At 63.3% G+C, this 14,411-nt stretch carries 13 protein-coding genes and 1 tRNA gene; 3 read left to right on the top strand and 11 right to left on the bottom strand.

Annotated elements, in window-relative coordinates; all coding sequences use genetic code 11:
* Nucleotides 1–63 precede the first annotated feature (63 nt).
* Complete coding sequence (locus ACODSO_RS04520; protein ID WP_068379172.1) at nucleotides 64–1,062, top strand: metallophosphoesterase; 999 nt, start codon at nucleotides 64–66, stop codon at nucleotides 1,060–1,062.
* An 18-nt stretch (nucleotides 1,063–1,080) separates the two neighbouring features.
* Nucleotides 1,081–1,154, top strand: a tRNA-Pro gene (locus ACODSO_RS04515).
* Nucleotides 1,155–1,280: 126 nt separating this feature from the next.
* On the opposite strand, the gene ACODSO_RS04510 is transcribed toward ACODSO_RS04515, so the two are convergent.
* From ACODSO_RS04510 to ACODSO_RS04465, 10 genes are all read right to left on the bottom strand, one after another.
* Nucleotides 1,281–2,594 (bottom strand): ClC family H(+)/Cl(-) exchange transporter, encoded by a 1,314-nt coding sequence (locus ACODSO_RS04510; RefSeq protein ID WP_489035342.1) that lies wholly within the window; start codon nucleotides 2,592–2,594, stop codon nucleotides 1,281–1,283.
* 64 nt (nucleotides 2,595–2,658) lie between these two features.
* On the bottom strand, nucleotides 2,659–3,633 hold the full coding sequence (locus ACODSO_RS04505; RefSeq protein ID WP_489035341.1) for an LLM class F420-dependent oxidoreductase: 975 nt from the start codon (nucleotides 3,631–3,633) through the stop codon (nucleotides 2,659–2,661).
* 41 nt (nucleotides 3,634–3,674) lie between these two features.
* Nucleotides 3,675–4,352 (bottom strand): HAD family hydrolase, encoded by a 678-nt coding sequence (locus tag ACODSO_RS04500; RefSeq protein WP_489035340.1) that lies wholly within the window; start codon nucleotides 4,350–4,352, stop codon nucleotides 3,675–3,677.
* A gap of 78 nt (nucleotides 4,353–4,430) precedes the next feature.
* The gene (locus ACODSO_RS04495) at nucleotides 4,431–4,904 is read right to left on the bottom strand and encodes a Dps family protein (protein ID WP_068379155.1); all 474 of its coding nucleotides are present in this window, start codon (nucleotides 4,902–4,904) and stop codon (nucleotides 4,431–4,433) included.
* Between the two features lie 12 nt (nucleotides 4,905–4,916).
* A complete protein-coding gene (locus tag ACODSO_RS04490; protein WP_489035339.1) occupies nucleotides 4,917–6,434 on the bottom strand; it encodes a catalase in 1,518 nt (505 codons plus the stop codon).
* Between the two features lie 40 nt (nucleotides 6,435–6,474).
* A complete protein-coding gene (locus ACODSO_RS04485) occupies nucleotides 6,475–6,945 on the bottom strand; it encodes a Fur family transcriptional regulator (protein ID WP_489035337.1) in 471 nt (156 codons plus the stop codon).
* Nucleotides 6,946–6,995: 50 nt separating this feature from the next.
* Nucleotides 6,996–7,652: a hypothetical protein gene (locus ACODSO_RS04480; RefSeq protein WP_489035335.1), complete on the bottom strand. Its 657-nt coding sequence runs from the start codon at nucleotides 7,650–7,652 to the stop codon at nucleotides 6,996–6,998.
* Nucleotides 7,653–7,656: 4 nt separating this feature from the next.
* Entirely contained in the window at nucleotides 7,657–9,345 is a 1,689-nt protein-coding gene (locus tag ACODSO_RS04475) for a GMC oxidoreductase (RefSeq protein WP_489035333.1), read from the bottom strand.
* The gene (locus ACODSO_RS04470) at nucleotides 9,342–10,829 is read right to left on the bottom strand and encodes a flavin-containing monooxygenase (protein WP_489035447.1); all 1,488 of its coding nucleotides are present in this window, start codon (nucleotides 10,827–10,829) and stop codon (nucleotides 9,342–9,344) included. The genes ACODSO_RS04475 and ACODSO_RS04470 overlap by 4 nt, the downstream gene beginning before the upstream one ends.
* Complete coding sequence (locus tag ACODSO_RS04465) at nucleotides 10,829–11,419, bottom strand: TetR/AcrR family transcriptional regulator (RefSeq protein ID WP_442971405.1); 591 nt, start codon at nucleotides 11,417–11,419, stop codon at nucleotides 10,829–10,831. The genes ACODSO_RS04470 and ACODSO_RS04465 overlap by 1 nt, the downstream gene beginning before the upstream one ends.
* Nucleotides 11,420–11,608: 189 nt before the next feature.
* On the opposite strand from ACODSO_RS04465, the gene lpqN reads away from it, so the two are divergent.
* The gene (lpqN, locus tag ACODSO_RS04460; RefSeq protein WP_489035331.1) at nucleotides 11,609–12,346 is read left to right on the top strand and encodes an envelope biogenesis lipoprotein LpqN; all 738 of its coding nucleotides are present in this window, start codon (nucleotides 11,609–11,611) and stop codon (nucleotides 12,344–12,346) included.
* On the opposite strand, the gene ACODSO_RS04455 is transcribed toward lpqN, so the two are convergent.
* Nucleotides 12,347–14,233 (bottom strand): ATP-binding protein, encoded by a 1,887-nt coding sequence (locus tag ACODSO_RS04455; protein WP_489035329.1) that lies wholly within the window; start codon nucleotides 14,231–14,233, stop codon nucleotides 12,347–12,349.
* Nucleotides 14,234–14,411 lie beyond the last annotated feature (178 nt).

Below are 14,411 nucleotides of genomic sequence, written 5' to 3'. Positions count from 1 at the left end.
GTCGATTAGCCGTCCTGCCGTATCGTGGTCGGTGTGTCCGTGAAAAAGAATGCATCACCGCTTCTGTCGGCGGGTCTTCTCGCGGCAGCGTCGCGCGCCCGAAGCACTGCCGCGAACGCTCCCGTACAGACCGCCGCCCTCGCCACCGCAGGAGCGGCGGCACTCGGACTCGGATACGCCACTCTGATCGAACGCAACGCGTTCACGCTGCGTGAGACGTCCATGGCGGTTCTGGAGCCGGGCTCGGCATCGCTCCGCGTCCTGCACATCAGCGACCTGCACATGATGCCCGGTCAGCGCCTCAAGCAGAATTGGCTTCGCGAGCTCGATCGCCTGGAACCAGACCTCGTGGTCAACACGGGCGACAACCTGTCACATCCGAAATCGGTCCCCGCCGTCGTCCAGTCACTCGGTCCACTCCTGTCGCGGCCCGGACTGTTCGTCTTCGGCAGCAACGACTACTTCGCCCCGAAGCCGAAGAACCCACTGAAGTACTTCAACAAGAACCACACTCGCGTTCTTGGCGAATCCCTCCCCTGGCGGGATCTACGTGCGGCGTTCACCGAGCGCGGTTGGCACGATGTGACGCACGTGCGTCGCGAACTGGAGATCGCCGGTGTCCGCATCGCGTCGGCCGGCGTCGACGATCCGCACTTGAAACGCGACCGCTACGACACCATCGCCGGCCAGCCCAATCCACTCGCCGATCTACGGCTGGGCATCACACACTCGCCGGAGCCGCGGGTGCTCGACAAATTCGCCGACGACGGATACGACCTTGTTCTCGCCGGGCACACCCACGGCGGCCAATTGTGCCTGCCGTTCTACGGTGCCCTGGTGACCAACTGCGACATCGATCGCTCCCGGGTCAAGGGTCCGTCGAAGTGGGGTACGCACACGCAGCTACACGTGTCCGCCGGCATCGGTACCTCGCCGTACGCTCCCGCGCGCTTCTGCTGCCGACCGGAAGCAACTCTCCTGACGCTCACCCCGGCGCCACGCACTGGTCCAAAAGAGGGGTCGGACGAGGGCGTTTCGCGTTCCGAGGCAGTCGTAAGCTAGACTTCTGCTCGCGGTACACGGGGTGTGGCGCAGCTTGGTAGCGCGCTTCGTTCGGGACGAAGAGGTCGTGGGTTCGAATCCCGCCACCCCGACAGCATCGAAAAAGAGACCCGCCTGATCACTCAGGCGGGTCTTTTTTCGGTTTCGCAAGACGATAGCGCCATGACCGAGAGCTTCGAGGGCGCGTCGCCGGTTGGTGAGCAAGCGACACACAGGGTTCAAGCGTCGCCCAGCATTCGGTGGCGCAGACTGTCGTAGATCGGCGGTGATCCGGCAACCTGCGCGACGAGGACGGCAGCAGCGGTCGCAGCGATCATCGGGACGGTCACCGACGTCACCGCGGTCATCTCGATGACTATGACGATGCCGGTGATCGGTGCTCGCACCACGGCGCCGAACAGCGCAGCCATTCCGACGACGATCATCGCCGGGAGCGACGGGGTGTACAGCTCCGGCACGACGGCGTCGGCGATCCCCGCGATCAGAGCTCCCCAGAGAGCGCCGAGCGCGAGCAGCGGCGCGAACAGTCCGCCTGGCGTCGCCGAGGCGTAGGACAGCGGCCCGGTGATCAAGCGGATGGCCAGGAACCCGATGAGTATCGCGACCGCCGGATTTCCGCCCCCGATCAGCGACTGCACCAGTGCGTCGCCCCCACCGGCGTAGGCCTGGTCCATCGTCATCAGCGCGCCGACGACTGCGCCGATCAGTACGGCGCGGACCGTCGGCGGCACGTCGTCGAAGCTCTCGGCGACGTCGAGCGATCCGAGAATCATCTTGTTGTAGAGAACCCCGAGGATTCCTGCCGACAATCCGAAGACGACGAAGTACGGCAGTAGCGCGATCGACGGTGTGTCGATGCCGCCGACGAAGAAGTCGGGTCTGTCCCCGGTGATGATTCGCGAACAGCCTGTTCCGAAGGCCACCGCGATCAGAGTGGGCAGCACGGTCCGCATGCGGAACGACTTCGTTACTTCCTCGAAGACGAACACGGCTCCCCCGATGGGGGCGTTGAAGGCTACGGCGAGACCGGCGCCCGCAACCGAGGATTGCATCGACACAGAGTCCTCGCTGTTCAGCCGTGCTCTCCGACCCGCCTCCGCCCCGACTGCCGCTCCCATGTGCACAGTGGGTCCCTCACGGCCCAGCACCAGTCCCGAACCGATCGAGAGCAGCCCCCCGAAGAACTTCGCCGGGATCACCCGGAGCGGCGGAGACTTGGCCTCTCCCCTGGCGACGGCCTCGACGTGTTGAATACCGCTGCCGGCGGCCAGAGGCGTCCACTTGACGATCAACGCGGCAAGGCCTGCTCCACCGGCAGTGATTGCGATGGGAATCAGCAGGGCGGGCGCCGGCGCAGCGTGCGCCCACTGCAGAAGCTCGAGCCTCAGTTCGTCCGCTTGTCGCAGGCACCATCGGAACGCTCCGCCGACGAACCCGATCACCACTCCGCAGATGGCCGCCACCCAGCACAGCCGCCACAGCCCGAGTGCCTTCGGACTGCCCGCTGTCCGGTCTCGTGTCCCACGGTTCATCTCGCTCCTGGACGCCGACGAAGCTACTACCGTCGGCGTCCACTATTACAGGTGGAGCGTGCTTTCAGCCTGCTGATGCGGCTCGCAACTTTTCGAGCAGCGGTCCCGCTGCCTCCGCCAGGAATCGCTCCTGCGTCTCGTCGCCGACCTGTACGAGCGCGATGTCGGTGTAGCCGGCCTCCCAGTACGGCTTGACGGCCTCGACGATCGCATCGAGGTCAGGGCCGCACGGAATCGTCTCTGCCACATCCTCTTTCCTGACGAACTTCGTGGCGCCGGCGAACCCGGCAGTCGTCGGCAGGTCCGCGTTGACCGCCCAACCACCAGCGAACCAGCGGAACCGGTCGTGCGCGCGCTCGATGGCAGCGTCCTTGTCAGGGTCCCACGAAATCGGGATCTGTCCGATTGCCCTCGCCGGTCCCTGATGATTGTCGGCCCATGCCTTCACCAGGGCGGGATTCGGCTCGGTGGCGATCAGGTGATGGCCGTAGTCCGCGAAACGCGCGATCGCTTTCTCCCCTCCGGCCGCGATGCCGATGGGGACGCCCGCCTCGGGCATGTCCCAGATTCGTGCCGAGTCGACACGAAAGTGCTTGCCTTCGTACGTGACCAGCCCGCCCTTGTGCAGCAGCTCGATAATCTCGAGGGCCTCGACGAACATGTCCTGACGCTTGTCGACCGACGGCCACCCCTCACCGACGACATGCTCGTTGAGGTTCTCACCGCTGCCGAGGCCGAGCGTGAACCGACCGTCGGCGAGGATCTGGAGCGTCGCGGCTTTCTGCGCGACGACAGCTGGGTGGTACCGCATGATCGGACACGTCACGAAGGTCATCAGTTCGACGCGTTCGGTGACCTGCGCGACAGCTCCCAAAGTGGTCCAGGCGTACGGTGAGTGGCCCATCGAAGACAACCACGGCGAGTAGTGATCGCTCATCACCTCGAAGTCGAAACCGACGTTCTCGGCGCCGGCTGCATACTTCACGAGTTCTTTCGGACCGGACTGCTCGGTCATGAGTGTGTAGCCGAAATTCGTCATGCTTTCGCTCCTGAGTTCTTGATCGTGGCCATACAGGCGACTCATAGGTCGGCGAGCCTCGCAATGGGGCTCTCACCGAAGCGTTCGAGGAGATCGGCCGGGTCGTCGAATACGGCTTCGGCTCCTGCCGAACGCAATTCGGCGTCCGGCACGCCCCCACAGCGAACACCGATTCCAGTGACCCCCGCCGTGCGCGACGCTTTCATGTCCCAGACACTGTCGCCGATCATGACCGCGTCGGCGGGCTCGACACCTGCTCGATCCAACGCGACCTGGACGATTTCCGGGTTCGGCTTCGCGACATCGGCGTCCTCCGACGAAGTCACGACCGACACGATGTCCTCGACGTCCAGCAAATCGCGCAGGTAGGCAAGTTCACTCTCGGGCGCAGAAGTAGCGAGCACGGCAGTCAAACCCGTATCACTCACGCGCTGCAGCAGTTCCCGAGCGCCGGGAAGGATGTGCAAACGCCCGCTCGCTTCACCGTAGTAGCGGCTGTGCAGGTCTTTCGCTTCGAGCGCGGCAGCACTGTCGGCAGAGCCGACGAGCGATTCGAGCAACTTGTCGCCGTCCATACCGATGCATCGGTGAATCTTCCACGACGGCGCTTCCACACCCACGTCGGCGAACGCGCGCGACCAGGTGTCGACGTGCACGTAATTCGAATCGATCAGTGTGCCGTCGATATCGAACAGAACTGCGCCTGAGGTCGGTGTCATTGTCGTCGGCTACCCGGCCTGTCGGGCCATGAAACACGAAAGGCCCCTCCCTGCCGGGAGGGGCCTTCGCTCGACAACTCAGTCGACCTGGGCTTGCCACATCCAGTGCAGCTGCTCCAAGCGAGCCGTGATGGAAATCAGCAGGTCCTGGGTGACCGGATCGGCCGCCTCGGTATCGGCGATGCGATCGCGGAGACGATCGATCACTGCAGCGAGATTGTCGACGATTGCAGCAGTGACCTGCTCATCCTTGGTCCAACCTTCGCCGAATCCCTTGGTTCCTGCCGACGCACTGACGGTTGCAGAGCGACCGTCGGGGCTGACACCGATCGCCGTGGCGCGTTCGGCCGCCTGATCGGTGAACTCACGGGCCGCCGCAACCAATTCGTCGAGGCCTAGATGCACCGAGCGGAAGTTCCGTCCGATGACGTTCCAGTGCGCCTGCTTCGCGATCAAGGACAGGTCGATCAAATCGACTACCGTGCCCTGCAACGCATCTCCGGCGATCTTCTGCTGGCCTGCGTCGAGTGTGCTCGAGATGGGGTTGCTCATAGTCATTCCTCCTCAGACCTTCTCGGCTTCGTCACCGGGGGTGGTCGGCGACTGACTGGTGGTCGGCGCGGAGCCGGACTGGCCTGCGCGCACACCTTCTTCGACCTTCTTGCCGAGGTCGGCGTCGACGTTCTTCCAGTACTCGAAGACTCGCACCAGGACTTCCTCGGTCACACCGTTGAGGGCGTGTCCGATGATGTTGCCCGCCAACCGTTCTCGCTGAGCATCATCCATGACCTCGCGAACGAGGGTGCCGGCTTGCACGAAATCGCCGTCCTCCGGATGCTCGATGTAGCCGGTACGCACGAAGCGCGGCTCGAAATCCCACGAACCGTCGTCGCCGTACTTCTCGCTGTTCGCGTGCGGGCCGCCGTACGAGTTGGGCGCGTAGACGGGAGTGTCCGCCGAGTTGAACGAGTACCGCATCGCACCGTCTTTGGAGTACGAATTGACCGGTGACTTGGGTGCATTGACGGGAAGCTGGGCGTAGTTCGCGCCGATCCGGTAGCGATGCGCGTCGGCGTAGGAGAAGATTCGGCCCAACAGCATCTTGTCCGGGCTGGCACCGATTCCGGGAACGAGGTTCGACGGCTCGAACGAGCTCTGCTCGATCTGGGCGTGGAAGTTCTCCGGGTTGCGGTTCAAGGTCATCTTGCCGACCTCGATCAGCGGGTAGTCCTTCTGCGACCAGACCTTGGTGAGGTCGAACGGGTTGAACTTGTAGTTCTCCGCGTCGTCGTAGGGCATGATCTGCACCTTCAAGGTCCAGCTCGGGAAGTTGCCTTCCTTGATCGAGCCGAAGAGATCCTGACGGTGATGATCCGGCGAGGTTCCGGCTAGCTCGTCTGCCTTCTCCTGCGTCAGGAAGTCGACGCCCTGATCGGTCTTGAAGTGGAATTTGACCCAGTTACGCTCGCCCGCATCGTTGATCAGCTGGAACGTGTGCGAACCGAATCCATCCATGTGCCGGTACGACTTCGGGATGCCGCGGTCGCCCATCAGCCAAGTGACCTGGTGCGCGGTCTCCGGAGACAGAGTCCAGAAGTCCCATTGCATGTTGTGATCGCGCAGACCGGAGTCGGGCATACGCTTCTGGCTGCGGATGAAGTCCTGGAACTTGATCGGGTCCTTGACGAAAAAGACCGGGGTGTTGTTTCCGACCAGGTCCCAGTTGCCTTCCTCGGTGTAGAACTTCAGCGAGAATCCGCGCGGGTCGCGCCAGGTGTCTGGGCTTCCCTGTTCGCCTGCGACAGTGGAGAAGCGCGCCAGCATCTCGGTCTTCGCACCGGGCTGCAGCGCCTTCGCTTTGGTGAACTTGCTGATGTCGCCGGTGATTTCGAGTTCACCGAATGCGCCTGCACCCTTGGCGTGTACGACGCGCTCCGGTACCCGCTCACGGTTGAACTGCGCCATCTTCTCGATGAGGTAGTGGTCGTGCAGAAGAATCGGGCCCTGCGTGCCCGCAGTCAGCGACTGGTCGTCACTGGGTACTGGAATTCCAGAATTGCTGGTAGTGGCTGGCTCGGTCATGCAAAGCCTCCTGAGAGATGTAAGAGTTGAGTCTGGTTGTCTAGGTAGTGGATATAGCCGGAACCGGCACAGTTGAATCGCTGTCCGACGCGCAGTCGGAGCACAATCCCCAGAACACGATTTCGGCTTCCTCGACGACGAACCCTGCGGATTCGGACGATTCGAGGCACGGCGCTGCGCCGACGACACAATCGACGTCGACCACTTTCCGGCATCCACGACAGACCAGGTGGTGATGGTTGTCGCCCGTGCGAGTTTCGTACAGCGCCGGTGAGCCGGCCGGTTCGATGCGACGCAGCAAACCTGCATTGACGCATGCGCGCAACACGTCGTATACGGCCTGCATCGACACCGAACCCGCCTCGGCTCGTACCACCGCGGCCACGTCGTCGGCATCCGAATGCGGCCGGGCTGCGACCGCATTCAGAACCGCCACACGCGGACCTGTGACACGCAGACCCACGGAACGCAATTGCGCTACCGGGTCCTTCGTCACATTGTCCAATGGCATGACTCGAGTATGCCCCTTTTCTGGAGTAAGTCAAGAAAAGAGGCGAGCAACTACACCTCGACGTCGCTGACCAGCCGCGACGGTCCTGTCGCCATCTTGCCGGAGATGATGTGAAGACCGAAATGAGTGCCCGAGCGGAGCCACGAACCGAGCGACGGACCGTGCGCGTCGACCTCGACCCGACACAGCCGTGCCTTCCCTGTCAGCTTCGCTCCGGCCAGAGCCAGTTCTTCGTCGACCGGCTGCGCGAACCCGAGGGCGCCCTTGATCGGAAATGCGGGTCCAACGCCCTTTGCGTCTGCGTGTACCGCCCAGCCGTCACCTGACGCCGAGGATCGAGCGAGGACTTCGCCTCCGAAATTCGCGAGCACCTTCGGCAGATGCCAGTGCGTGCGGCCACCGTGCACGGACACGTCCGAGTCGACGGCAATGAACGGAACCGACATCCTCGGCATCGCGCCCAGCCCATGGCCAGGGCGTCGGAGGACCGGACTCGCCAGGATCTCGCGATACGGCCCTACCGGGGAGCTGAGATAGTCGACGACCATCACCAACGTCACCGGCACGATCTTCTGCGGCAGCAGAGCGCGTCCCGACGGCGTGGCGCGGTGCCACCAGATGGTTGCTCTCACGTCCGCGGGCCACGGCGGAGGCGGGCTCTGGGGCCAGTCGGTGCGGGTGGTTTCGGACTCGCTCACGCTCCACATGAATCTAGGATCCTTTCACCGTAAGGGGAAGCCGCAACGCACCTGGCGCACTGGCGGGGACGACGGGACGCCTGGGCTGAGTCGGCGCGATCTCACGGTAGCCGGAGCCGAGCGGCGCACGCTTGTCCTGCTCGCCCTTGTTCGGCCACAGCGCCATGGCTCGTTCTGCCTGCGCGGTGATGGTCAGGGACGGATTGACTCCGAGGTTGGCGCTCACCGCCGATCCGTCGACCACATGCAAGCCCTCATGCCCGAAGACCCGGTGATACGCGTCGACGACGCCGTGGTCGGGTGCTGCCCCGATCGCACATCCACCGAGGAAGTGAGCGGTCATCGGGATGTTGACGATCTCGGCTATCGATCCTCCCGGGTCGCCACCGATCTTGTCCGCGAGCAGTCGAATGGCTTCGTGTCCCTGCGGAATCCATTGGGGTGGTGGGTTCCCCTGCCCGGGACGACTGGTGAGGCGCCGACCGAAGTACCCCTTCTTCGAGCCCAGTTCGAGGGAGTTGTCGTCGGTCTGCATGACGAGTGCAATGACCGTGCGCTCGGACCAGCGCCGCACCGACAGGCTGCGCAGAGCCGCCCCGGGATGACGCAGCGCCACGCCGAGCGTCTTGAGGACTCGAGGCGTCCGTCCACCACCGTCGCTGAGGACCGTCTGCAGCAGACCGATTGCGTTGCTGCCCTTGCCGTATCGGACGGGCTCGATATGGGTGTGATCGTCGGGATGGAACGAAGAGGTGATCGCCACGCCTTCGGTGTAGTCGATCTCCCTGCCGCGCGCAGTGGCGGCGAGCACAGCTTCGGAGTTGGTACGCACCATACTGCCGATCCGGTCCGACACACCAGGCAGCTGGCCGGTCTCCTTCATCGCGAGCATGAGCTTCTGGGTGCCGTAGGTGCCGGCCGCGAAGACCACCTGATCTGCCGTCATGACGGTCTCGGCGCGTCGGAGCTTTCCCCCGGTTCTGCGTGTCACCACCTCGTAGCCACCGCTGGCTCGCGGCCGCACCGCGGTGACCGTGGTGAGCGGAAACACCTCGGCCCCTGCTTGTTCCGCCAGGTACAGGTAGTTCTTGACGAGGGTGTTCTTTGCGCCGACGCGGCATCCAGTCATGCAGGATCCGCACTCGGTGCACCCGGTTCGCGTCGGTCCGACTCCGCCGAAGAACGGGTCGGCAGACTGGGCGCCCGGCGTTCCGAAGAACACGCCCACCGGTGTACTCGTGAAGGTGTCGCCGACGCCCATGTCCTCGGCAACTTCTTTCATCACCTTGTCCGACGGTGTGATCGTCGGGTTCGTTTCCACACCCAGCATGCGTTTGGCCTGGTCGTAGTACGGGCTCAACTCGCGGTGCCAGTCGGTGATGTCACCCCACTGCGGGTCCTCGAAAAAGCGCTTCGGTGGTTGGTACAGCGTGTTCGCGTAGTTGAGCGAACCACCGCCCACTCCGGCACCCGCCATCACGAGGACGTCGGGAAGCAGATGGATCCGTTGTACGCCGTAGCAACCGATCGCCGGCGCCCACAGGTACTTACGCAGCCGCCAACTCGTCTTCGGAAGCTCGTCGTCGGCGAACCGGCGTCCGGATTCGAGAACGCCTACCCTGTAGCCCTTTTCGGTGGCGCGAAGAGCAGCAACGCTTCCGCCGAACCCGGAGCCGATCACCAGTACATCGAAGTCGCTCATATCTGCTGCCCTTCCTTGGCTGGAATTCCCTGGTAGTGGGATACATCGAACGTTCGAGTCGAGTTACGGAAGGTGAACGTGTAGGTCGGCCACATCACGGGATTACGCCCCTCCGAGTCGAGGTACCAACTCGAGCACCCACCCGAATTCCACACGGTGCCCGCAAGCGAGTCGTGGATCCATGAGTTGTACTGCTGTTGAGACTGTTCCGTCACCTCTACCGACGACAATCGACGTTCGGCCATCTGCCGCAGGGCCTCCGCGACGTAGGTCGCCTGAGACTCGAGCATGTAGACGATGGAGCTGTGGCCGAGGTTGGTGTTCGGACCGTACATCAGGAACAAGTTGGGAAATCCGTGAACAGTGGTCCCGCGGAACGCATTGGGGCTTCCACCCCAGTACTCGGCGAGGGTTCGACCGTCCGTGCCGACCAGCGCGTGGGACACGGGAGGTTCGGTCGGAGTGAAGCCCGTCGCAAAGATGATGGTGTCCACCGGGTAGGAGCGGCCGTCTGCATCGACGACCGCGTCTTCGGTGATGCCGGCCAATCTGCTTGCCACGAGGTCGACGTCCGGACGATCCAACGTTTTCAGCCAGTCGTTGGACAGCAGGATCCGCTTGCAGCCCAGCATGAAGTCGGGAGTCAACGCAGCGCGCTTGGCCGTGTTCTTCACCTGACGGCGAAGATGGACCTTCGCTATGGTGGTGATCGCAGGGAGCACCTTCGGATGGTGGGCGAGTGCAGTGACGTATGCCTCACGGTAACCGTAGATGACACCACGGACCACTTTCTGCGACAACGGAACCCGTCGATACAACGCCTTCTCCAGACGCCCGAGCGTGCGATCCAGTCTCGGGATGACCCAGGCGGGCGTCCGCTGGAATACTGTGAGTCGAGCTGCTCGGTCGGCAATTTCCGGGACGAACTGCACCGCCGATGCGCCGGTACCGATGACCGCGACACGTTCACCGGTCAGATCGTGCTCGTGATTCCACGTTGCCGAGTGGAACATCGTGCCTCGGAACCTGTCGATTCCTGGCACATCGGGAAGCTTGGGTGTCGACAATGCACCCGTCGCGGCAACCAGGACGTCCGCGGTCAGGGATCCCTTCGAGGTCTCTACCGCCCAGTGAGATTCTGCGGAATTCCAGGTGGCGGAGAGCAATTCGCACTCGGTGACAATTCGCTTTCGAAGGCCGGTGGAATCGACCACCCCTCGAAGGTATCGGTAGATCTCCGGCTGCCGGGCGAACGTGTGCGTCCAGTCCGGGCTCGGTGCGAAAGAGAACGAGTACAGCGATGTCGGCACATCGCACGCGCAGCCCGGGTACGTGTTGTCTCGCCACGTTCCCCCGACATCACCGGCTCGTTCGATGATCACGACATCGGCACCGGGATCCTCGGCGAGGACTTTCGACGCCGCCGCGATACCCGCGAATCCCGCACCGACTACCAGAACCCGAACGGACTCGGGGAGTGTCATCATTCCGACACCTTCGCTTCCCAGATTGGCAACAAACGACTGCGTAGTGCCGCATCGGCCTCCGCTGTCCTGAACAATGCGGACACTGCGAGTCCGCGCGCGAGTTCGATGCTGAGCTCGATCGATTCGCTCGACATTCGACCACCCATGATTGCGGTGGCACCTCCCATGATCGCCTCGGAGACGCGTCGTTCGAGCGGAAGCATCGCCTCGTGCAGCGCTGGATCGGTTCTGGCCGCTACCCACAGCTCGAGGGCCGCATGGAACAGCGGGCCCGAGAACGCCTCGCTGAGCACCTCCACGCCGCGCTCCGGGTCAGGGTCGGTTGCAAGAATCTCGTCGAGGCGCCGGTCTACGAGATGCTCGACGGCCGCGATCACCAGCAATTCCTTCGTCGGGAAGTGGTGTAGCTGCGCGCCTCGCGAGACACCTGCCCGGCGGGCGATTTCCTGGGTACTGGTCTTGGCGAAGCCGATCTCGACGAGGCATTCGATGGCAGCGTCCAGGAGTTTCGCCTGGGTTCCTGCGGTGCGTTCGGCTTGAGTTCGCCGTTCTGGGGCCTCGGTGCTCTGGGTCACACCGACGACCATAGCCCCAAATCAACAAACAGTCCAGACTGCTTGTAAATATTCCGGCTGACCCTTCAGCGCTCGCCCTCACACCGTGCCGGAAGGTTCGCTTCGATCACTGCGTTCCAATCGATTTCCAACACTGCCGCCCTAGGCTCTGCCTTCGATCGAGGTCGGGTTACCGGGAGTGTTTGAGAGAATCGAGGACACATGAACCGTTCGAGTAGAGGCGCACGCTGTGCAGCTGCCGCCGCAACATTGGCTGTGGTGATCGGTCTCGCTGCATCATGCAGCAGCGACTCCGAGGGTTCGGCATCGGGCGAATCCACATCGGCCGCCGCGACCACGACCACCGAGTCTGCATCGACAACGAGCAGCACGACCAAGCTGGCCCCGGCGACCACCACCGCAGCTGCGGCGGGTCCGAACTACACCATCGCGGACTACATCGCCGACGAGGAAATCGTCGAGACCCCGATCTATATGGGCGATCCCGAGGCACCTCAGATCGTGTTGCCGTTCCCGGAAGGCTGGGAGGATGCAGGTGAACAGACGCCGGACTGGGCATACGGAGCAATCATCTACACCGGACCCGAAAGTGCGGAGTACACGCCGTCGATGATTGCGATCGTGTCCAAGCTCGAGGGCAACGTCGATCCGCAACTTCTCATCGACTATGCGGCGGGTGAGGTACAGAATCTGCCCGACTTCGCGCCGATGGGCGAGGGCAGGGTCTCGACGCTCGCCGGATTCCCGGCTTACCAGATCTCCGGCACGTACACCAGTGAGGATGGAACAGAACTCGTCTCGGCACAGAAGACGGCCGTCATCGAAAGCTCCGACGGGCTCTACATCATGCAGATCAACGTCGACGGCACTCCCGACCAGATCGATCTGCTGGCCAGCGCTACGCAGGTAGTGGACGACGAAACGACCATCACGCCGTAGCTAACTGGTCATCCGCTGCCACCGATTGTCGGTAGACGTCGATGCCACCCGCACCAGGCGGGTGGCATCGACGCGTACGGCGTCCGCAAGTTCGGCGCGCGTGCACTGCGCGGCAAGCGCATCACGAACCAGAGGACATATGAAGCGCACAGCGTTCGAGTCCGGCAGTTCCACGAGAAGCCCTGCCGCAAGAGCTGGTTCGAGATGCGTCGACGGTCTCGCGATCAGTTCTTCTGGCTGTGCCGCCGCCAGACGCAGCTCCTTCCGCGTCTCGCTTGGAAGCGTCGAAGTTCGGGAGCGGATCACCGCAGAAACGGAATCGGGAACGACATCTCGACACACGCCGTCGATCCCGATTTCACGTATCACTTCTGCTGTGTAGTAAGGATTCCCGCCAGCCCGACGATGTATGTACTCGGCCAGCTGAAACGTTTGCTCCCGGATACCGGCATGAACAACCATCCGCGCGGTGGCGTCGACGTCGAGCGCGCTGATCCGCACCAGCGTCGAGTCGCACTTGCTGGTCAATCCAACCAAAGAGCCACGCCGAGAACGAGTCTCGGCACCGTTGTCCTGCCAGGTCGCGACGATGACGAGAGGAAGCTGACGTAGATTGCCGACTACCAGCTGCAGGACCTCGCGGCTGGCGCGATCGGCTCGATCGAGATCGTCGAGTACGACCAGGGTGGGATGACCCTCGACGAGTCGATGAAGCGCGAGTACGACGCTGTCCAGAATCAGGAAGTCGGCGCGGTAGCGCTCCTTGGCTTTCGACGGCACCGACCACCCAGGCAGAAGTTCCAGCAGCTGCGGCGCGATGACCTCTGCCGCCCGTGCGAGCTGCCCTCGCCCAGCATTGTCTCCCAGTGCGCGCAACACCTGCACCCACGACCACAATTGCGGTTGGCGAATCCCCTCGGGCGGACACGACCACGCTGCGGTGAACCCGACGGACTCGGCCCGTAGAACTGCCTCACCCGCGATCGCGGTCTTCCCGATCCCCGCTTCCCCTGCCAGGACGATGACGCGCCCGACCCCACACTGCGCGCTGACGAGGGCGTCGTCGATCCTCTGCATCTCCGCGTCCCGACCGAACAAGCAGGAGTCGGGCGGCCCGACGATACCGGGGGCATCGTCCGGTTCGAGCCACCCCAGGGTCGCGGACTGTCGCCTGATCTCTGCTTCGAGCGAGACCAAGGCTGCTCCTGGCTCGATACCCAGCTCGTCCCTCAGCAGCAGTTCCACCCGTCCGAACGCACGCAGCGCGTCGGCACGCCGGTTCGCGCGATACAGCGCAAGCATCAGTTGCCACCACAACCGCTCTCGCAGCGGTGATATCACGATCTGATCCTCGAGCTGTCCCACGATATCGACGTGGTGTCCGAGCATGAGTCTGCAGTCGAAGTACGCTTCGACGATATCTGCTCGGAGTTCGTCCAGGCGGTGCGTCTCATGCACAGAGACGGCCAGATCGCGCAGGTCCTCCAGCGGCTGCCCGGTCCAGACATCCATCGCCTCGCTCAGCAGTTCACACGCGCGAGCATGATTCCCGTTCTGAGATTCGATGCGTCCCGCTGCGGCCAGTGATTCGAAGCGGTCGACATCGAGATCCCCCGTCCCCAATTCGAGCCGGTACCCGTACGACGTCGTCACCAACGATTCGGGGCCGAGCACCCGCCGCAAATTGGCCACGTAAGCACGAACCGAACTGATCGCTTTGACGGGTGGATCCCCGTTCCACACCGCCTCGATCATCGCGCCGAACTCGACGACATGCCCATGGGAAAGCAGCAGAACCGCAAGGACTGCGCGTTGTTTCGGCCCTCCCAGCGGCAGGGGCTCACCGTCACGCAGGACTTGGAGTGGGCCGAGCAGCTTGTAGTCCACGCAACCCCCCACCTTCGGCCCCGACACCACACAGAGGAATCAATTGAGCCACACCTCCCGGGATCGTGCACAACACGTAGTCCAATCGAATTCCAACCGTTATCGATTTCGGTGAATTCCTTTCGTTTCTATGACAAAAGGAATTCACGGGGCTGCGACCGGCACCTGACGCAGCCTG

It is taken from the genome of Rhodococcus sp. FG69, assembly GCF_057808915.1.
This window is presented reverse-complemented; position numbering and strand designations above follow the sequence as displayed.